Consider the following 20,329-nt stretch of genomic DNA (forward strand, 5'->3'; position numbering starts at 1 on the left):
AAGCGGAGATCTGCATCTCCACTTTTCTTGCTAAGTTATTTAAAAATTGAAACGTTTGTGCCGTTGGGATGTACGATTTGTACGGAGTTATCTGCAGAAACTTCAAAGCCTTTTACCTTTTTGTTAACACCAGCCACTGTTTGTGTTGCTTCTAATTCAATTCGTGGAACATCAGCTAAAATAAGTTTTAAAGCTTCTTGATATAATTTTGCACGTTCTTCTTGAACAACTGTTTCAGAAACAGCGCGTTCTAATAATTTATCTACTTCTGGATTGCTGTAGCCTTTACCATTACCTAAAGCGCCAATTTGATTTGTGTGGAACAATTGATATAAGAAGAAGTATGGATCAGGATACCAAGTCCAACCACCAATATTCATTGGTGCTTTCCCTTTAGCTACTGTGTCACTATAAGTTCCCCACTCAAGAACTTTAATTTCAACGTCAATGTTTAAGTTTTTCTTTAATTGACTTTGGAAAATAGTTGCATAAGGTACACGTGCCTCTGATACAAAAATTTCAGTTTTGAAACCATCAGGATATCCAGCCTCAGCTAATAATTTCTTCGCTTCCTCAGGATTGTATTTTGGTACTAAATCCGTTAAAGATTTTTCATACCCCCATGAGCCTGGTGGTAAAGGTAAATAAGAAACATCACCGCCACCCCATTGGTTAACACCAGAGATAATTTCCTCAACATTAGTTGCTTTATAAATAGCCTCACGCACTCGCTTATCAGCTGTTGGACCTACCTTATTGTTCAGGTCAAGATAGACAATCGATAAACCTGGATTCGTTAAAAGCTCAAAATTGCTATCTTGGCTAATAATTTCACGGTTTTGACCTTTTACATCCATGGCGATGTCGATATCGCCAGAACGTAATGCATTTGTCATCATGTTTTGATCAGAAATAAATTTCATTGTTAAGTTGTCAATGTGAGGTTTTTCACTCCAGTAGTTTTCATTACGAACTAGTTTGACTTCTTGGTCTTTTTTCCATTCAGTTAATTGGAATGGTCCTGTCCCTATGAAATGTTCAGAGAAATTGTCTCCCCAACCTTCAACTTCTTCTTTTGGAATAATGATATTACCTGCATCAGTCAGCATGGCTAGTAATGCAGCATTTGGAGAGGCTACATGTATTTCAACCTCATGATTGGAAATTATTTTTACTTCTGTTACACCGCTTAAACGATTCATGGCAGATTCTTTTGCAGAACGCTCTAATGAATACTTCACATCTTCAGCAGTCATTTCACGGCCATCTTGGTATTGACCTTTTTGGAATTTAACGCCTTCACGTAACTTAAATGTATAGACTAACATATCATCAGATACTTCCCATTCCGTTGCTAATGAAGGAATGATATCCGATAAATCTTTGTTGTAAACAACTAAAGTGTCAGCCATTTGGCGCATTACTTGTGATTCATAAACCCCTGTGTATTTTATAGGGTCAAATGTTTTTGCATTTGCCGAAAGTCCGACATTTAATAACCCACCAGATGTTGCGTCTCCATCTTTTTCTCCAGCTGAACTCCCTTTATCTGAGTTACCGCCACCGCAAGCAGCTAAAACACCAATCATTAAAGTTAATAACAATAGTAGTAAAGGTTTTTTTGCATTTATTTGCTTCATACTTGCCAGCCTCCTTATTAGTTTGTTTCACAATATGAACCATTGATTCAAAATAGTAGGTTCGACATAAAAGTAGCACAAATGTAAAGCGAAAGTAAATATAAAATTATAAAAATTCAGAAAAAAGTATTTACAAAAAGTTAGCGAGGTGTACTATTTGGTTATTCACAATATGAATCACTGTTTCTAATAATGAAAAGGAGGTCTTGGAATAATGGGCTCATTTATTTTAAAGAGGTTACTTAACCTCATTCCCACACTCCTAGTAGTAGGAATCATTGTCTTTATTATTACTAGGATGATACCTGGTGATCCGGCATCTGTAATGCTTGGACCCCAAGCAAGTGTGGAAGATGTAGAGAATTTAAGAGAAGAGTTAGGTTTAAATAAATCGATTCCTTCACAATTTATTTCCTATGTAGCAGACTTAGCGCAGCTTAATTTGGGATATTCCTATTCTTATAGTGAATCTGTCATTGGGCTCATTGTAGAAAGATTTCCTAATACAGTGTTATTAGCTTTGGCAGCACTATTAATTGCAGTAGTCATCGGGATTCCAGCTGGAATATTAGCAGCAAGAAAACAAAATACAATCATTGATTATGCAGTAATGCTCGTATCTTTAGTTGGAGTCTCCATGCCGATCTTTTGGTTAGGGATTATGTTAGTTCTATTCTTTAGTGTCAATCTCGGGTGGCTACCAGCAACGGGTATGGGCAATTTAGATGATGGACTTTGGGAATTTATTAAACATTTAATCTTGCCAGCATGTGCTTTAGCTACTATTCCGATGGCGACATTTGCACGTATTACACGTTCAAGTATGCTTGAGGTTATTTCGCAAGATTACATTAAAACCGCACGCTCGAAAGGAATTAAAGAATATTTAGTGATTGGTAAACATGCATTTAAAAATGCTTTAACACCAATTTTAACTGTACTAGGGATGCAAATTTCAAATTTACTAGGTGGTGCCGTACTAACTGAAACTATTTTTAGTTGGCCAGGTATGGGACGACTTATCGTAGATGCTATTGATAAACGTGACTTTGTAGTTGTACAAGGGACAGTAATTTTTATTGCGTTCATCTTTGTACTCATTAACCTAGTCGTTGATGTTTTATATAAAGTGGTAAATCCAAAAGTAAATCTAGAATCGGATGGGGGGAAAAAGTAATTATGGCTCAAGCAATTGTAAATGACAATAGAAAGAAAAATACATTGCTACGAAAGTTGTTAAAAAATAAATTGGCAACAATCGGCTTAATAATTGTTGCAATGATGATGATTGTAGCCATTTTTGCTCCGTTGATTGCAACCCATCCACCGAATGAAATGACTGTTGGAAAATCATTTTTACCGATGAATACAGATGGACATTTACTCGGTACAGATAACTATGGTCGTGATTTGTTTAGCCGTTTAGTTTATGGTACACGAATTTCAATGGTTGTTGGTATTGCTGCGGTGCTGTTTGGAGCAGTATTTGGCACATTACTAGGATTATTTGCAGGTTATTTTGGAGGCCGTTTAGACTCTATCATCATGCGCACAATGGATGGTCTGTTTGCTTTCCCATTCATTTTATTAGCAATCACATTAATGACAGTGCTAGGTCAAGGTTTAGTGAATGTAGTTGTGGCCATTGGTATTGCCAATATACCAGGATTTGCACGACTTGTTCGAGGACAAGTATTAAGTGTGAAAGAGGAAGAGTTTATTGAAGTAACGCATTCATTAGGCGCTACACATACACGTATTATTTTTAGTCATATTTTACCGAACTGTCTGGCGCCTTTAATTGTTTACGGCACGATGAGTACTGCTGGGGCAATTATATCTGAGGCAGCACTGAGCTTTTTAGGATTAGGAATCCAACCTCCTACAGCTTCATGGGGAAGTATTTTGAAAGATGGCAAAGATTTTCTAGTGTTGAATCCTCAAATGGCGACATTCTCAGGAATTTGTATTTTATTAACCGTACTTGGCATTAACCTTTTAGGCGATGGATTACGTGATGCACTAGATCCGAAAATGAAAGTTTGATATGAAAGGGGGTGGAGTCATGACTGAACGTTTACTAGATGTAGAAAATTTAACAGTTGAATTTAAAAGTAGCGGTTCTACGATGAAAGCTGTAAATGGTGTGAATTTACAATTAGATAAGAAGGAAACACTTGGAATCGTAGGAGAATCGGGTTCGGGGAAAAGTGTTACAGCTACAGCATTAATGCGTTTAATCCCATCTCCGCCAGGAAAAATTACAAATGGAAAAATTCATTTTTATGGGCGCGACTTACTAGGGATATCAGAAAAGGAAATGCGCAATGTACGAGGTAATGAAATGTCGATGATTTTCCAAGACCCCATTACAAGTTTGAATCCAGTCTTAACAATAGGTAATCAGATTATTGAAGTTATACGTGCTCATGAAAATTTATCAAAGAAAGAAGCAAGTGTGAAAGCTGTTGACATGCTAAAAATGGTAGGTATTCCAGAGCCTGAAAAACGTTTGAAAATGTATCCACACGAATTTTCAGGTGGAATGAGACAGCGTGTCATGATTGCAATTGCATTAGCATGTAATCCAAAGCTGCTTATAGCAGATGAACCTACTACAGCGCTGGATGTAACGGTACAAGCACAAATTCTCGATTTAATGAAAAAACTACAGCAGGAGCACGATACTGCCATCATTATGATTACACATGATTTAGGTGTTGTATGGGAGCTTTGTGACAAAGTAAATGTTATGTATGCAGGACGAACTGTAGAATCCACTACAACAAGACAGCTTTATGAAAATGCATTGCATCCTTACACATGGGGTTTACTTGAGTCACAAATTATGATGGGAACTCAAGAGCATGACAGGTTACCAGCAATTCCAGGAAGTCCACCAGATTTATCGATGCCGCATAGTGGCTGCCACTTCTCTTCTCGCTGTCCTTTGGCAACAGATATTTGCCGTAGTAAAGTACCCGAATTAGTGGAGGTTCAAGACAATCATTTTGTGGCTTGCCATTTGCAATCGAAAGAACAAATTGTAGAACGTAAGGAGGGAATTTTTAATGCAGCACAATAAAGAACTTGTACTAAAAGTTAGTAATTTAAAAAAGCATTTCCCTATTAAAAGTTCTATTCCTTTTAAAAAGACAACACAATTTGTAAAAGCAGTAGATGGTGTAAGCTTTGAATTATATAAAGGTGAAACACTAGGCATTGTTGGTGAATCTGGATGTGGTAAATCGACTGTTGCGCGTTTAATCAACCAATTAATTACACCAACAGAAGGAAAAGTAGAGTTTAACGGAATCGATTTAGCAAGTCTAAATACAAAGGGTATTCGCTCAGCGCGTAAATCGATACAAATGGTATTTCAAAATCCTTATGCATCTCTTGATCCACGAAAAACGATCGAATACTTAATTGCTGAGCCATTAGTGATTCACGGCATTGCAGATGATGCATCACGCAAAAAACGTGTCGTAGACTTACTTGAAACAGTTGGCTTAAGCGCCTATCATACAAAGCGCCATCCACATGAATTTTCAGGTGGACAAAGACAACGTATTAATATTGCTCGTGCGCTTGCGTTAAATCCAGATATTGTTGTATGTGATGAACCAGTTTCAGCACTAGATGTATCTGTTCAAGCTCAGGTTATTAATTTATTGAAAGATTTACAGAAGGAATTCGGCTTAACATATATTTTCATTTCACACGATTTAAATGTTGTGAATTATATGTGTGATCGTATTGCGGTCATGTATTTAGGGAAGATCGTAGAGATTGGAACGTATGAAGAGATATACGAGAATCCTCAGCATCCATATACGCAAGCTCTATTATCAGCAATTCCTAAAGAAAATCCGTTTGATACGAAGGAACGCATCATTTTATCTGGAGACGTTCCGAGTCCAGTTAACCCACCGAGTGGTTGCGCATTCCATAAACGTTGCCGATTTGCAACGGAAAAATGTGCACAAGTTCAGCCTACACTCGATTCGGTTACTGCAACACATCAAGTATCATGTCATTTATTTAACTCAGCTCGGCATGACGTCTCAACTACTTAACGTAGGACTAATAGCTGGATAAACAATAACTACAGTTAGACGAGAAATCAACTTTGGCAATGCCTTAAGTGATCAACACTACATTGAAAAAAGCCTCAGATGGAATGTTATTCATTTTGAAGCTTAGGTTAAAAGTCCATATAACTTGATTTTCACTAAGCTCTATCAAAATGAATGCCTGTGATAGCGAAGTATTATTGATTAGAAAAGGAGCGCAATTATTATGTCATTAAAACATGTTATTGAATTATACGAGGTAATGGATAGTATTTATGTGAATGGGGAAGTTGTCAAAGATTATTTACACAATATTGATCCGTCAGCGGATGTTACTGTAAAAACGATTACAGGTAAAAGTGGTTCTACCGATTTTGTAAGAGTTCTTGTTAAAGGGAAGAACGGTAAATCATCCGGAGGGTGTGCACCAACTTTAGGCATTATCGGACGTTTAGGTGGAATTGGTGCACGTCCAGAAATGACAGGTTTTGTTTCCGATGGTGATGGTGCGTTAGCATGTATGGCAAGTGCAGCAAAAGCTATAGCTATGGTATTAAAGGGTGATCGATTTGTGGGAGATGTTATTTTCACAACGCATATTTGTCCAACAGCACCAACTTTACCACATAAGCCAGTGCCGTTCATGAACTCACCAGTCGATATTAGTGTCATGAATGAGCACGAGGTAGATGCAGAAATGGATGCCATTTTATCTATCGACACAACGAAGGGCAATCAAGTTTGTAACCATAAAGGATTTGCTATTACACCTACTGTCAAAGAGGGCTATATTTTAAAAATTAGTGATGATTTATTACATGTTTACACCCAATCAGCAGGAATTTCACCAGTAGTAATGCCCATTACAACACAGGATATTACACCATATGGAAATGGCTTATTCCATATAAATAGTATTTTACAACCAGCAGTTGCTACATCAAGCCCAGTGGTAGGTGTTGCCATTACTACAGAATCAGTAGTTGCAGGCTGTGCAACAGGTGCCACTCATGTTACAGATGTAGAGAATGTAGTTCGTTTTGTGTTAGAAGTAGCTAAAACTTATGGTGCCAATAAATGCTCATTCTATGACGAAAAGCAATTCACCCGCATTGAAAAGTTATATGGTAGCATGAATCATTTACAAACAAAAGGAAATGAGGTACACGCACATGAATGATTTACAAGAGCTGAAACTGCGATTAATCGATGAAGTAGAAAATAACAAGAATGAATTAATTGAATTTTGTTCTAAATTAATTCAAATACCAAGTGTCAACCCGCCCGGAGATACAACAGAAATTACAAATTTTATAGAAAACTATTTAAATGAAGTGAACATTCCATATGAAAAACATGAATCTGCCGATAAAATGTTTAACTTAGTAGCTTCAATTGGTAATGATGAAGGTAAAGAGTTAGTCTATTGTGGGCATACAGATGTTGTCCCAGTGGGGGATCTTTCGAAATGGGATTTTGACCCGTTTTCTGGGGAAGTGAAGGATGGCTGGATGCTTGGCCGTGGTGCAAGTGATATGAAGGCAGGCTTAGCAGGTATTATTTTTGCAACAAAAATGCTAAAAAAATTAAATATTGAATTGCCAGGAAAGCTAACATTAGCGATCGTGCCAGATGAAGAGACAGGTGGCGAGTATGGAGTTCCTTGGCTTTTAGAGCGTGGTTTAGTAAAGGGTGATGGCTGTTTAATTGCAGAGCCTTCATCACCCCTAAATCCGACAATTGGTCAAAAGGGTTCATATTGGTTTGAACTAGAAGTACGTGGAGAACCAGGACATGGAAGCTTGTCACCATTAGCCGGGAAAAACGCCATTGTAGATGCTATTCGTGCTATCAATGAAATTCGTACATTATGGGATCTTAACATTAATATTCCTGAAGAAGTACAGCCTCTTATTGAAGTATCAAAAAAATATATGCGTGAAGTTGAAAAAGATCGCTTGAAATATCAAGAAGTTCTAGAGAAAATTACTGTAAATATTGGTACAATTGAGGGAGGTACGAAGTCCAACGTTATTCCAGATTATTGTAAGGTTCAGGTAGATTGTCGTCTACCATTTGGTATTACCCAAGAAGAAGTAACTGAAATTTTGAAAAATAAATTGGATGCATTGAATATTGACTATTTGATAAAACGTTTTGGATTTAAAAGTGTGGCAAACTACACCCCTGCGGAAAATCTAGTATGTAAATCAATTGTTGATAATATTTCATTTGTTACGGGAAAAGAGGCGTATGGCGTTATGCAATGGGCAAGTAGCGACGCTCGTCATTTCAGACAATATGATATTCCTGTGCTGCAATATGGTCCAGCTTATTTACCAAGTATTCATGGCTATAATGAAAAAGTACGTGTTGAGGATATCGTACGCTGCGCAAAAGTGTATATTACTGCTGTAATTGATTTCCTATATCAAAAGTAAGAGAATGCTACTCTCTTGCTTTTGATTATGTGAAACTTTAATCGGTGGGGGATGACGCACAGGACGGCAGTGTTCTTAGCCTCCTCTTCATCCTCCACTGATTAAAGTTAAATGGATCTGGTACTTGCGGTTGCTTAATATTTTACTACTTCAATTATTCCCCCTTTTTGAAGTAAAAGTAATATGCAACCCTTTGTACGAGATAAAGTGAAACTTTAATCAGTGGGGGTTTTTCTACATCCCCACTGATTATTAGTCTTCACCAATCAGGCCTTTACGAGCAGTTAATCTCCCAACTAACTTCTTTGCTTTCGCTGAATTTTGAGGTGGGAGTCTTGTACCTGACGCCTCGCTTTCGGTACAGATAAATTACTGCCCGTTAATGCGGGATAAATAGATCAAAAGGATGAGAGAGATGCTAAAAACTTTAAATTTATCGATTGCTGTTTTAAAGATGTTTACAAAGGAAAAGCCCTCATGGGGTGGGCGTGAGCTGGCAACGGCAATGAATATGAATCATACAAATTTATATCGAATACTTGAGACATTTGAGAATAACGGATTTATTACAAAAGATCCTATTACCAAAAAATACTCATTGGGAATTGCCTTATGGGAAATTGGAATGAATATGTATGATTCATTAAACATTGACCAACTGTGCATACCAATTCTTGAAAAATTAAAAGATACGACAGGTGAAACAGCTGTTTTCACAGTTTTGAATGGTCTAGAAGCGTTGACGTTGCTGAAAGCAGAGCCTGTAAATAAGGTTAAATTTTCAGTTTCGAGAGGAAGTAGAACACCTCTTTATGTAGGTGCCTCCTATCGTTCGATGCTTGCTTTCCTAAATGAAGAGCAAATATCAAAAGTAATTGACGAGCCTTTAATCGCTTATACCAATAATACGATGACCGATAAGAGTGAAATTCGAGCTGAGCTTGAAAAAATCAGAGAGTGTGGTTATGCAGTAAGTAAAAGTGAATATACGGCGGACGTACTCGCACTTGCGATACCTGTATTTAATAGTGAAGAACAGGTAGTAGCATCTGTCACTGTATCAGGCCCTACGTATCGTTTTACAGAGCAACGTATTTCAGAAGTGTTGGAACCGTTAACAGAAGCAAAACAAGAAATTGAAGATATTATTCGTAGATATCATTTGAATTTTAATTAAGGAGTAATTATATGCAACATTTACATGAGATTGCACTGAATATCTTAAAAGGTAATTTAAAAGTTCAATCATCAGAAACACTTGTTATTCTAACAGATGTTCATAAACAAGATATCGCTAAAATTTTTCATGAAGCTGGGTTAAACATTACGGAAAACACAATCTTAGTCATGATGCCATTATTGAAGAAATCTGGACAGGAGCCAATTAACGCTATATCGTCGCTAATGTCTAATGTAGATGTGACACTTTGCATTACCTCTCATTCCTTAACACATACAATGGCTCGTAAAAAAGCATGTGAAAAAGGTGGCCGAGTTGCGACAATGCCAGGAGTTACATTAGCAATGCTTGAACAAGGTGCACTTCATGCTAATGCACGTGAAATAGAAGTGCTTGTGGAGGAATATGTTAATTTACTTGATCCTGCAAAAGATGTACGGATAGTAAAAGATGGACATGAGCTAACGTTTAGCATAGAAAACCGTTTAGGAATTCGTTCAACAGGTATTGTCCGTAATCCAGGAGACTATGGTAATATTCCGTCAGGAGAGTCATACATTGCTCCTATTGAGACATCTGCAAATGGCGAAATTTTGGTCGATGGTTCAATTGCCAACATAGGAGTATTAAAGGAACCATTATTGTTAAAGGTTCGTAATGGTCGACTAGAAGAAGCAATAGGTCCAGATGGTCCACGATTACTTGAATTATTAGGTGAGGACAACGGTCGTATTATTGCAGAGTTTGGTATCGGTGCAAACAAAAGTGCTATTTTATGTGGGAATGTACTTGAGGATGAAAAGGTATATGGCACCATTCATATTGCATTTGGCAGTAATGTGCCTTTTGGTGGTACAAATGCGGCAGATGTCCATATTGATTGTGTTGTTAAAAACCCAATCGTTTATTTCGATGGTAAACAAGTTATATAGTCAAAAACAGAGCGTGACTTCAATAATTTTGAAGCACGTTTTTTTTGTTAAAGAGACGATACCGTTAATGAAAGCTAATATAGAAAACTACTATTATCGCATATTTAATTATTAAAATTAAAAGAGTGCCAATACTTACGAGAATCAATTTTTTTGAAGGTTATTATTCCAGTCACTAATTTGGCAAACTGAACGGCTAAGAGCAACTCTTGATGGATTAACCATTGTCTTAAGAGATGAGCTTGCATTTTTAGGAATAGCAGCTAGCAGTGGAGAAAGACTAAATCAAAACCATAGCTAGCGGTAAAAGTGCGAATATGACCATTAACATGAAAATCGCTCGTAATTACATTATTTGTAAATGTAGGAGTTGAATATTAGTGATTTAATTTGTTGATTGTAGCTACATGATTACACTATAGTGAAATAAAAGATCATAATCGTAACGCTGAAGAACGAAAAAAGGAGTTGAGGAGCTTGTTTACATTTACAGATTTAAATGGTTTACAAGTGGATTTAAGTTTTAATAAAGGCGAATTGGCCATTGAGCCTAAGCATGTACTTGTTTTATTAAAGCATGAAAATAAGTGGTTATGTACAATTCATAAACGCCGTGGTGTCGAGGTTCCAGGTGGTAAGCAAGAACCTGGGGAAACATTGGAGCAGGCAGCAATTAGGGAAGTATTCGAGGAGACTGGTGTTCATGTAAAAAACCTTAGATGGTTTGCAGAATACGCCGTTCATGATGATATCTTATTTTGTAAAACGGTCTTTACTGCACAGTTTGTTGGGCAGGAGGACATTGATTTTGATTTAGAAACTTCAGGGATGACTTGGCTAACGGATGAAGAATTTGTTCATCATCCAAATTTAAGCTTTCATATGAAGGATGAAGGTATGCAGAAAATGCTGGAGGAGTTGAAGCATTATGACCAATGGTAAGATCGTTGGAAAACGTCCTTATCCTTCGCCTAATCCAGCTATTCGTTTAACGGAAATCACGTATATGTCAAAGGGTATACGTGTGAAAGGATTACTAGCGGAGCCTAAGGCAGAAGGTACATATGATGGCTTTTTATATTTGCGGGGAGGCATGCAAAGCATTGGCATGGTTAGACCTTCGCGTGTCGCACAGTTTGCAGCTCAAGGCTTTATTGTTTTTGCTCCATATTACCGTGGTAATCGAGGTGGAGAAGGTCGAGATGAGTTTGCAGGAGCTGATCGTTATGATGCTGTATACGCAGTAGACGTGCTAAAACAGTTCTGTAATGATAATATTCATGTCTTTGGTTTTTCACGTGGTGGTATTATGGCACTTTGGACCGCAATCTTACGTAGAGATATTACATCCGTTGTGACATGGGCAGGAGTATCTGATGCAACAGCTACATATTGGGAGCGTACAGATATGCGCCGGATGATGAAGCGTGTTATCGGAGGGACACCTAATCGTGTACCAGAGGCTTATGATGCTCGAACACCTCTATTTGAGATAGAGCACATTACAGCTCCAGTGCTTATTATTCATGGCTATCGTGATGAAAATGTAGATATTGAACATGCAAGACAGTTAGAATTTTATTTGAAGGATGCCAATAAAACATTTGAAACATGGTATGATCTTCGCTATGCTCATCAGTATCCACCGGTCAAAAATAGAGAAACAGTACATGCACTTTGCGAGTGGATGAAACGCCAATAAAATATTATGTTTAGAGAGGAGAGTATTGTTGAAATACATAATAAGTAAAAGGCGCAAGATTATTATTGTAGGATTAGTATTGATGATAATTGCTTCCACTTTTGTTTATTATAAGTTTTTAACACCTTCAGCAGATATTCAACAATACAAGGAATATTACGCTCCGAAAACAAAGCAAAAAGCATTAAATCAAGGTCAGATAAAGGTCACGTTTTTAGGAACATCATCTTTATTATTTGATGATGGCAACACACAATTAATGATTGATGGTTTTATTTCTAGGCTGCCCTTATTAAAAATGTTGCCTTTCAGTACTGTAAAAACTGATGCAGATGCTGTAAATAAAGCCTTTAAGAAAATAGGAATTGATAATAATAAACTTCGGGGATTGTTTATCGCTCATACACATTATGATCATGCGTTAGATTTAGCTTATATCGCTAAACAAACTGGGACGCATGTATACGGTTCAGAATCAGCAATTAATATAGGACTTGGTAATGGTATAAATATGAAACAGATGTCTGTATACGAAGTAAATAAGGCAATGCAGTTTGGTAATTTTACTGTCACTGTCATTCAATCAAAACATTCACCAACCTTTGACGAAGGAGAAAAAATAAAAGAGCCGCTTAAACAACCAGCAAAAGCCCTAGATTATCATGAAGATTCTTCATACGATTTCTTGATTACGCATAACAATAAAACATTCTATGTTAAACCAAGTGCTAACTATATAGAAGGGGCATTAGATGACATTCATGCTGATGTTTTATTTTTAGGAATAGGAGTATTAGGTGCTCAAGATCAAGATTTTCAAAACATGTATTATGAGCAAACTGTGCGGAAAGTACAACCGAAACTTATTATTCCAATACATTGGGACAACTTCAACAAACCTTTAACAGATGCTCTTGAAGCATTGCCTAAATTTGCAGATAACACAAAAAAAGGATTAGATTTTATCATTACGAGGACAAAAGCAGATAAAATTGATTTACAAATACTTCAAGGTTTCCAAAGCATTAATTTCTAAAAATTGCAGGGAAATTGATACAAACTTCATTTAGAGAGTTTACTCCATTTTGATTAACTCTTTTTCAAAAAGGAGTTTTTTGTTCGAAAAACCGTTCAGGTAGACCGAAGAATCGCTCGGGCCAAGTGAAAAACTGCTCTGGGCAAGTATAAAACTACTCGGGTAGACCTAAAAAACCGTTCAGGTGCTTTATGGCAGGCTCCTGAACGGTAGAAAAAAAGACATTTAATCTATATATTTTGCTAAAAAGTTATTAATAGTTTCCCAATAAGCGTCTCCAGCAACGCTTTCTGCACCGCTATGTCCAGCACCTTCAACTATAAATTTCTCCTTCGGTACATTGGCAGCCTCATATACTTCATCTAGCATATCAGATGGAACAAATGTATCATTACTTCCATGAATGAATAGCATCGGTGTTTTCGATTTTGCTACTTGCTTGACGGTATCAGCTTCACCAAGTGTAAAGTCAGCTCTTAACTTCGTAACAATTGAAGAAAAGTACATAATAGGAAATTCAGGTAAATTAAAGATTGCTTGCAATTGATAGGAGAATTCATCCCAAACTGAGGAATAACCACAATCCTCAATAATAGCCTTAACATTGCCAGGTAAATCCTCTCCTGAGGCCATCATCACTGTAGCACCTCCCATGGAAACACCATACAAAACAATTTCAGCGTTGTTATCAGAACTGATAACATTATTAATCCAAGAGACTACATCAAGCCGATCATGCCAGCCCATACCAATATAGTCACCCTCACTTTTTCCATGAGCCCTTGCATCAGGTATGATAACATTGTAGCCTGTATCATAAAAATGCTTAGCGTACTTTGCCATTTGTGAGCCATCAGATGAATATCCATGGAAAACAATTGCCCATTTATTTGTTTCGTTTGTATTTTTAAGCGTATAGGCATGTAATTTCAAATCATCGAAAGACTGTATATAAGAGTCCTTGTAATTCTCTTTAAACCACTTCTCACTCTCTTCTTTTTCTTTAGCATTCTTAGGACTAACAGCAATAGAATTGTGCGGAGAATTAAACACATCTGATTTATCAGTATTAGGATTTAAAGCGAAGTTATAGAAATAATTCCCTGCAAAAAATCCAGCCACAACAAACAATACTAATAGAAGACTGACAATGGTAATAATCACTTTATACTTTCTTTTCATATATTTCCCCCTAAAACTACTATTATGAATTATACACAAAGTTACTAATATGAAAAGTAGAATTCTCTAAATAGGGGAATATAAAAAAAGGGAAACGACTCTAATCGTTTCCTTTGCATGTTGTTGAAATGCTATTATGTCAATGGAATTAAGGTGTTTTATTAAATAAAGTATGGCTCTTCGGCAAAACGAGGGGTTGATTTCCGTTCCGACTGAGCGCTTTGTTGCTGACGCTTCGCTTTCGCACAGATAAAAACATTTGCCGCTGACGCTTCGCTTTCGCGCAGAGCAGAGCTTCCTGGGGGCGTCCGATGAGCCGCTTCACTCGCGCTGTTCGCTCCAGGATCTCGGGCCAACACGATGTTGGTCACGAAGGCGTTATCACAGGATGTGATGCTCTTAGCCTTCGTTCCACTATTGCTAATCCCCAAGGAGTCGCTCAGTCTCCACTCCAATCAACCAAGTCATTAGCATGTCACTCTAATTTATAGTAATAAAACAAAACTTCAGCCACAGTTTTTTTGCGAAAGCGAAGCGAAGCGACAGCAACAACAACGAAGCGGAGGAAGCGGCCTGATGCTAGCTCACAGGAAAGCGAGTAACATGGAATGGAAATCACCCTCAATTAAAGCTCCAAAACATTCTCAAAGATTTCCTGGACCATTTTGTCTTTCAACACAAAAAAGGGAACGACTGAAATCGTTCCCTTTGCTTAATGAATTATTTTAATGGACCGCCAAGTTTAGTGATAGCTTCAGAAACATTTGAGAATTTCTTGAAGTTTTCGGTGAATAAACCAGCAAGTTCAGAAGCTTTTTTATCATAAGCAGCTTTGTCTGCCCATGCATCACGAGGATTAAGCACTTCTGTTGGTACACCTTCAATAGAAGTTGGAATGTTTAAACCGAATACTGAATCTTGAATTGTTTCAACATTAGCTAATTTGCCATCAATTGCAGCACGTACCATTGCACGAGTGTAAGAAAGCTTCATACGGCTACCAGTACCATATTCGCCACCAGTCCAACCAGTGTTCACTAAGAATACTTGTGCACCGTGCTCGTCAATTTTTTGACCTAACATTTCAGCATAAACTGTTGCTGGAAGTGGAAGGAATGGAGAACCGAAGCAAGTTGAGAATACTGGTTCTGGCTCTGTTACACCACGTTCTGTACCAGCAAGTTTAGATGTGAAACCGCTTAGGAAGTGGTACATTGCTTGCTCTTTTGTTAATTTACTGATTGGAGGTAATACACCAAATGCATCAGCTGTTAAGAAGATGATTGTTTTTGGGTGACCTGCAACAGATGGATCAACAATATTTTCAATGTATTGAATTGGATAAGCTACACGTGTATTTTCTGTTAATGAACCATCATCATAGTTACAAACTCGAGTTTCTGGATCAACAGCTACGTTTTCTAGAACAGAACCGAAGCGGATTGCGTTGTAGATTTCTGGTTCTTTTTCAGCAGAAAGGTTAATTGTTTTTGCATAGCAACCGCCCTCAATGTTGAATACACCATTATCAGACCAACCGTGTTCATCGTCACCGATAAGCTTACGGTCAGGGTCAGCTGATAAAGTAGTTTTACCAGTACCAGATAAACCGAAGAATAATGCAACATCACCAGTTTCACCAACGTTTGCTGAGCAGTGCATTGAAAGGATGCCTTGTTGTGGTAATAAGTAGTTCATAATACCGAAAATAGATTTTTTGATTTCACCAGCGTATTCAGTACCACCGATTAGGATAATTTTCTTTTCAAGTGATACTATGATGAAAGTTTCAGAGGCTGTGCCATCAACAGCAGGGTCTGCTTTAAAGTTAGGAGCTGAGATAACAGTGAAGTCAGCAACATGAGAAGCTAATTCTTCTGCAGTTGGACGGATAAATAATTGATGAGCGAAAAGATTGTGCCAAGCATATTCATTGATTACTTGGATGCTTAATTGCGAATCTTTGTCAGCACCAGCAAAGCCTTTGAATACGAATAATTCGTCACGTTCTTTTAAATATTTTACTACTTTTACATATAAGTTATCGAACACTTCAGAAGAAATTGGTCGGTTAACTTTGCCCCAGTCAATTTTATCTTTTGTGCTATCTTCTTCTACCGTATATTTATCTTTAGGTGAACGACCAGTGTATTTGCCAGTTTCTGCACGAACTGCGCCATCTACTGTTAACATAGCTTCACCACGAGAAGTAGCCTTTTCAGCTAATTGTGGTACTGAAAGTTGAACATTAATGTTACCGCCGCTTAATAATTCCTTCAGTTCGTTTGCAATTTCTACTGAATTCATCGATTAAATACCATCCTTTTTTATAGTATTCCCTAGAGTTTGAGGGAGATTTTCTTAATTTCAAAAATAGTATAACACAATTGCTTAAATAATCTATACTAATTCAGAAATTATTTTTCAGATTTTATTACTTTTCAAGAAAACGACAAAAAGTAAATTGATTCGTTTTGATAATGCTTTTTACCCTATTTATAATAAGTGATCACACAATCACTTTCGACACAGCAAAATTGCGTTTGGAAGCTCTTGGCTAACATGAGGTTCGCACAGGATGTGAAGTCTTAGCTGGTTTTTTATCTGTTGGACTTGTCGTCAACTGAAAAGAGGCTACAATCATATTCATCCACCACATGTTCTGTAGCTACAAAATGTGCTGTAAAGGGGTCACACATATGTTAACACATGATGTGAGGTGGAGAATAGGGATTATTTTGTTTCAAATTACAGCATAATCCAAATTATAAATCCCATACTTTCTTTAAAAGAATACATTAAAAATATTTGACAACGTTCGACCTTTTACGTATTATGAGATATTGAACGGATACTCTTATCCCGAGCTGGTGGAGGGTCAGGCCCTGTGAAACCCGGCAACCTGCATGAACTATTTCACGACATGCGCTGGTGCCAACCTGATGCAAGGGGAAACCCCTTGAACGATAAGAGTGAAAGGTTATGAAGTCATTATTCCTTTCCTCATGTTAAGTAAACGTGAGAAAAGGATTTTTTTATTGTTAAAAACGAATATAAAGGTAAGTATATAGTCCTTTCCTTATTAAAATGACGGATCTTTCGAAACCCTCGTGTTAAGAGCAACAGCTGTTTTATTGTGCGAAAGCGTAGTGCAAACGTAGCGACAGCAACAACGGCTTAAGAGTTCAATCCTTAGGGGGTGGACTTGACATGGGTAATGAGTACCGTATTAATTCGCAAATACTATTTGTAAAAGTAATAGGAGGAAACCAAATGACAAAACGTCGACTGTTTACATCAGAGAGTGTAACAGAAGGACATCCAGACAAAATTTGTGATCAAATTTCGGATGCCATTTTAGATGCTATTTTAGCAGAAGATCCAAACGCACGTGTAGCGTGTGAAACAACAGTAACAACAGGCTTAGTTTTAGTAGCAGGAGAAATTACTACTTCTACTTATGTAGATATTAAAGGTATCGTTCGTGATACTGTAGCAGAAATCGGTTATACACGTGGGAAATATGGCTTTGATGCTGAAAACCTAGCAGTACTTGTTGCTATTGGTGAGCAATCACCTGATATTGCTCAAGGTGTTGACCAAGCATTAGAGGCGCGTGAAGGCTCTATGACAGATGCTGACATTGAAGCAATTGGTGCAGGTGACCAAGGCTTAATGTTCGGTTATGCATGTAACGAAACGCCAGAGCTTATGCCATTACCAATCAGTTTAGCGCATAAATTGGCTCGTCGTTTAACGGAAGTACGTAAATCTGGTGAACTAGCATATTTACGTCCAGACGGAAAAACGCAAGTAACGATTGAATATGATGAAAACAATGTACCAGTGCGCGTGGATACGATTGTAATTTCAACACAGCATGACGAAGAAGCTACACTTGAGCAAATTCAAGCAGACTTAAAAGAATTCGTTATTGCTCCAGTTGTTCCAAGTGAATTACTAGATGCCAATACTAAATATTTCATCAACCCAACTGGCCGATTCGTAATTGGTGGTCCAAAAGGGGATGCTGGTCTAACTGGACGTAAAATCATCGTTGATACATACGGTGGCTATGCACGTCATGGTGGAGGTGCTTTCTCTGGTAAGGACGCAACTAAGGTAGACCGTTCAGCGGCATATGCAGCACGCTACGTGGCAAAAAATATCGTAGCAGCTGGTTTAGCAGAACGAGCTGAAGTACAACTAGCTTATGCGATTGGTGTTGCTCAACCTGTATCTATTGCTGTTGATACATTTGGGACAGGAAAAGTTACGGAAAGTGAAATTGTAAAATGGGTACGCGAGCTATTTGATCTACGCCCAGCAGGGATTATTAAAATGCTTAACCTTCGTCGCCCTATTTATAAGCAAACTGCAGCATATGGTCACTTCGGTCGTACAGACTTAAATGTACCTTGGGAACAAACAGACAAAGCTGACGCATTAAAAGAAAAAGCAGGCTTATAAGCTATTCAGCTAAAGTAATAAAGTAGCTGGAAAAATATTTTAAAATACTATTACAGAAAGGGGCTCAACATTCTAATAGCCCCTTTCGCTGTTTTTGTCGAAAAAGAGAAGCTCCTAATCATAATTATGTGTGGCTCGGTTGTTCAAGCAAACGTGGAGCTGTTGAAATAGCTATTTATTTTCTGTTTGAAGAGATTTATAGTATTGTCCTTTTTCTACATATTCACGTATGATGCGTTCCATATCTTCTTTATCTTCATCATTTAATTCTCTTACAACCTTTGCAGGACGCCCTAATGCTAAGCTATTTGGAGGAATGACTTTGCCAGGAGGTACAAGACTACCCGCCCCAATGAATGCACCCTCTCCAATCTCCGCTCCGTCTAATACTATAGAGCCCATACCTATTAAGGCTTTTTTACGAATCGTACAGCTATGTAAAGTTACTTGATGTCCGACTGTTACTTCATCTTCAATAATGAGCGAATATTTAGGGCTTTGATGTAAGCAACAGAGGTCTTGAATACTAACTCGTTTTCCGATAATTGTTGGTGATACATCCCCTCGAATAACTGTGTTAAACCAAATTGTTGTTTCAGCACCTATTGTAACGTCACCAGTAACGGTTGCATAATCGGCAATAAAAACAGATGGATCGATATTGGGTGTTTTACCTTTAAATGGATAGATCATAAGGATCGCCTCTTTTCTTTCTATGATGTAATATTATCGTATCAAATACGCAACTTGATGGAAATATAAAATTAAAATGAGCTAGATATTCCGATATAATCATTGTGTAATTATTTTTTAGGAGGACTATGTGAAATGTGGAAATGGGAAGCTGATGGACAAGCAAAGGCTGTGGTTGCTATTCTTCATGGTGCATATGAAAATCACCGATGGTATGCATGGCTTATAGAAAAACTTAGATTGGAAGGCTTCCACATAGTCATGGGGGATTTACCTAACCATGGAGTAAATGCAGGATTTTCTCGTGTTCACGATGAAGATTTTAAAGAATACAACAAATATACAAGGCATTTAATGGAGAATGCTTTTTCGTATAATTTACCTGTCTTTTTGATAGGACATGGGCTTGGTGCGACACTATTACTACATACCATGCAAAAACGAAAATATGAATGCGCAGGGATTATCTTAACTTCACCTTGGCTTCATTTAAAGCTATTGCCAGGTAAACTATCAAATGCTTTAACTAGTTTAAGTGCCCTGACTGCAAATGTGAAGCTGACCCATGAAATTACATTAGAATCATTAACGCGTAGTTTAGAAGGTAGAGATGAGATGAAGGATGAGGTTCCTTTTTCGTCAGTCGTTTCAGTGAAATGGTATCGAGAACTACAGCAAATGATGCGCAATTTAGTGTTATTGCCTAAGGCTGAATTCCCTAATATGCCTATGTTAGTTATGACAGCTGAAAAAGATAATATTACTGAAACTAAACAAACACGTAACTGGCTACATCAGATGGAATTTACAGAGTTTCAATTCAAAGAATGGGCAAACTGTTATCATAATCTATTTCATGAAGTAGAGCGTGACGAGATTTTTGTTTATATACGTGATTTTATTAATAATGCTCTTCGAAGAATTGGCTATATAATTGAATAGTGAATTACCTCTCCAATTAACTGGAAAAATTACTA

17 protein-coding genes and 1 riboswitch are annotated in these 20,329 nt (G+C 37.4%); of the genes, 13 read left to right on the forward strand and 4 right to left on the reverse strand.

The genetic code is table 11. From position 1 onward, the window contains the following. Positions 1-35 precede the first annotated feature (35 nt). Positions 36-1,640, reverse strand: coding sequence for an ABC transporter substrate-binding protein (locus tag ABH968_RS14630; protein ID WP_370045016.1), 1,605 nt, complete (start codon positions 1,638-1,640; stop codon positions 36-38). Between the two features lie 214 nt (positions 1,641-1,854). Between ABH968_RS14630 and ABH968_RS14635 the strand changes: the two genes are divergently transcribed. The 11 genes from ABH968_RS14635 to ABH968_RS14685 all read left to right on the forward strand — a co-directional run bounded on the left by ABH968_RS14635 (position 1,855) and on the right by ABH968_RS14685 (position 13,007). After that, entirely contained in the window at positions 1,855-2,817 is a 963-nt protein-coding gene (locus ABH968_RS14635) for an ABC transporter permease (protein ID WP_370045017.1), read from the forward strand. A gap of 2 nt (positions 2,818-2,819) precedes the next feature. Then, positions 2,820-3,686, forward strand: a complete 867-nt coding sequence (locus ABH968_RS14640; RefSeq protein ID WP_370045019.1) for an ABC transporter permease — start codon at positions 2,820-2,822, stop codon at positions 3,684-3,686. 19 nt (positions 3,687-3,705) lie between these two features. Beyond that, positions 3,706-4,725: an ABC transporter ATP-binding protein gene (locus ABH968_RS14645; protein WP_370045021.1), complete on the forward strand. Its 1,020-nt coding sequence runs from the start codon at positions 3,706-3,708 to the stop codon at positions 4,723-4,725. Further along, a complete protein-coding gene (locus ABH968_RS14650) occupies positions 4,712-5,719 on the forward strand; it encodes an ABC transporter ATP-binding protein (protein ID WP_370045023.1) in 1,008 nt (335 codons plus the stop codon). The genes ABH968_RS14645 and ABH968_RS14650 overlap by 14 nt, the downstream gene beginning before the upstream one ends. A gap of 223 nt (positions 5,720-5,942) precedes the next feature. Then, positions 5,943-6,896, forward strand: coding sequence for a DUF1177 domain-containing protein (locus tag ABH968_RS14655; RefSeq protein WP_370045025.1), 954 nt, complete (start codon positions 5,943-5,945; stop codon positions 6,894-6,896). Next, the gene (locus ABH968_RS14660) at positions 6,889-8,157 is read left to right on the forward strand and encodes a M20 family metallopeptidase (protein ID WP_370045026.1); all 1,269 of its coding nucleotides are present in this window, start codon (positions 6,889-6,891) and stop codon (positions 8,155-8,157) included. The genes ABH968_RS14655 and ABH968_RS14660 overlap by 8 nt, the downstream gene beginning before the upstream one ends. 415 nt (positions 8,158-8,572) lie before the next feature. Then, on the forward strand, positions 8,573-9,334 hold the full coding sequence (locus ABH968_RS14665; protein WP_370045028.1) for an IclR family transcriptional regulator: 762 nt from the start codon (positions 8,573-8,575) through the stop codon (positions 9,332-9,334). Between the two features lie 11 nt (positions 9,335-9,345). Beyond that, a complete protein-coding gene (locus ABH968_RS14670) occupies positions 9,346-10,269 on the forward strand; it encodes an aminopeptidase (protein WP_370045030.1) in 924 nt (307 codons plus the stop codon). Positions 10,270-10,746: 477 nt separating this feature from the next. Then, positions 10,747-11,211: an NUDIX domain-containing protein gene (locus tag ABH968_RS14675; protein WP_370045032.1), complete on the forward strand. Its 465-nt coding sequence runs from the start codon at positions 10,747-10,749 to the stop codon at positions 11,209-11,211. Further along, positions 11,195-11,971, forward strand: a complete 777-nt coding sequence (locus tag ABH968_RS14680; protein WP_370045159.1) for an alpha/beta hydrolase family protein — start codon at positions 11,195-11,197, stop codon at positions 11,969-11,971. Before ABH968_RS14675 ends, ABH968_RS14680 begins: the two co-directional genes overlap by 17 nt. A gap of 82 nt (positions 11,972-12,053) precedes the next feature. Continuing rightward, positions 12,054-13,007 carry an MBL fold metallo-hydrolase gene (locus ABH968_RS14685; RefSeq protein WP_370045161.1) on the forward strand — a complete coding sequence of 318 codons (954 nt, stop codon included), beginning with the start codon at positions 12,054-12,056 and terminating at the stop codon, positions 13,005-13,007. Between the two features lie 225 nt (positions 13,008-13,232). Here the strand turns inward: ABH968_RS14685 and ABH968_RS14690 are convergent, their stop codons facing one another. Continuing rightward, the gene (locus tag ABH968_RS14690; protein ID WP_370045034.1) at positions 13,233-14,189 is read right to left on the reverse strand and encodes an alpha/beta hydrolase; all 957 of its coding nucleotides are present in this window, start codon (positions 14,187-14,189) and stop codon (positions 13,233-13,235) included. A 720-nt stretch (positions 14,190-14,909) separates the two neighbouring features. Further along, positions 14,910-16,496, reverse strand: a complete 1,587-nt coding sequence (pckA, locus tag ABH968_RS14695) for a phosphoenolpyruvate carboxykinase (ATP) (protein WP_370045036.1) — start codon at positions 16,494-16,496, stop codon at positions 14,910-14,912. A 547-nt stretch (positions 16,497-17,043) separates the two neighbouring features. Beyond that, positions 17,044-17,162: riboswitch (SAM riboswitch) on the forward strand. 300 nt (positions 17,163-17,462) lie between these two features. Between pckA and metK the strand changes: the two genes are divergently transcribed. Continuing rightward, a complete protein-coding gene (gene metK, locus ABH968_RS14700) occupies positions 17,463-18,659 on the forward strand; it encodes a methionine adenosyltransferase (RefSeq protein WP_370045038.1) in 1,197 nt (398 codons plus the stop codon). A 171-nt stretch (positions 18,660-18,830) separates the two neighbouring features. On the opposite strand, the gene ABH968_RS14705 is transcribed toward metK, so the two are convergent. Continuing rightward, entirely contained in the window at positions 18,831-19,352 is a 522-nt protein-coding gene (locus ABH968_RS14705) for a gamma carbonic anhydrase (protein WP_370045039.1), read from the reverse strand. Positions 19,353-19,487: 135 nt separating this feature from the next. Here ABH968_RS14705 and ABH968_RS14710 point away from each other — a divergent pair, with 135 nt between their 5' ends. Then, positions 19,488-20,294, forward strand: coding sequence for an alpha/beta hydrolase (locus tag ABH968_RS14710; protein WP_370045040.1), 807 nt, complete (start codon positions 19,488-19,490; stop codon positions 20,292-20,294). The last annotated feature ends 35 nt before the right edge of the window (positions 20,295-20,329 follow it).

The sequence above is a fragment of the Lysinibacillus sp. RC79 genome (assembly GCF_041262405.1).
GTDB lineage: Bacteria > Bacillota > Bacilli > Bacillales_A > Planococcaceae > Lysinibacillus.

Excerpts from the sequence above, each read along its gene's own strand:
- ABH968_RS14630 (WP_370045016.1), bottom strand. The coding sequence starts at position 1,640 with ATGAAGCAAATAAATGCAAAAAAACCTTTACTACTATTGTTATTAACT.
- ABH968_RS14635 (WP_370045017.1), top strand. The coding sequence starts at position 1,855 with ATGGGCTCATTTATTTTAAAGAGGTTACTTAACCTCATTCCCACACTC.
- ABH968_RS14640 (WP_370045019.1), top strand. The coding sequence starts at position 2,820 with ATGGCTCAAGCAATTGTAAATGACAATAGAAAGAAAAATACATTGCTA.
- ABH968_RS14645 (WP_370045021.1), top strand. The coding sequence starts at position 3,706 with ATGACTGAACGTTTACTAGATGTAGAAAATTTAACAGTTGAATTTAAA.
- ABH968_RS14650 (WP_370045023.1), top strand. The coding sequence starts at position 4,712 with ATGCAGCACAATAAAGAACTTGTACTAAAAGTTAGTAATTTAAAAAAG.
- ABH968_RS14655 (WP_370045025.1), top strand. The coding sequence starts at position 5,943 with ATGTCATTAAAACATGTTATTGAATTATACGAGGTAATGGATAGTATT.
- ABH968_RS14660 (WP_370045026.1), top strand. The coding sequence starts at position 6,889 with ATGAATGATTTACAAGAGCTGAAACTGCGATTAATCGATGAAGTAGAA.
- ABH968_RS14665 (WP_370045028.1), top strand. The coding sequence starts at position 8,573 with ATGCTAAAAACTTTAAATTTATCGATTGCTGTTTTAAAGATGTTTACA.
- ABH968_RS14670 (WP_370045030.1), top strand. The coding sequence starts at position 9,346 with ATGCAACATTTACATGAGATTGCACTGAATATCTTAAAAGGTAATTTA.
- ABH968_RS14685 (WP_370045161.1), top strand. The coding sequence starts at position 12,054 with ATGATAATTGCTTCCACTTTTGTTTATTATAAGTTTTTAACACCTTCA.
- ABH968_RS14690 (WP_370045034.1), bottom strand. The coding sequence starts at position 14,189 with ATGAAAAGAAAGTATAAAGTGATTATTACCATTGTCAGTCTTCTATTA.
- pckA (WP_370045036.1), bottom strand. The coding sequence starts at position 16,496 with ATGAATTCAGTAGAAATTGCAAACGAACTGAAGGAATTATTAAGCGGC.
- metK (WP_370045038.1), top strand. The coding sequence starts at position 17,463 with ATGACAAAACGTCGACTGTTTACATCAGAGAGTGTAACAGAAGGACAT.
- ABH968_RS14705 (WP_370045039.1), bottom strand. The coding sequence starts at position 19,352 with ATGATCTATCCATTTAAAGGTAAAACACCCAATATCGATCCATCTGTT.
- ABH968_RS14710 (WP_370045040.1), top strand. The coding sequence starts at position 19,488 with ATGTGGAAATGGGAAGCTGATGGACAAGCAAAGGCTGTGGTTGCTATT.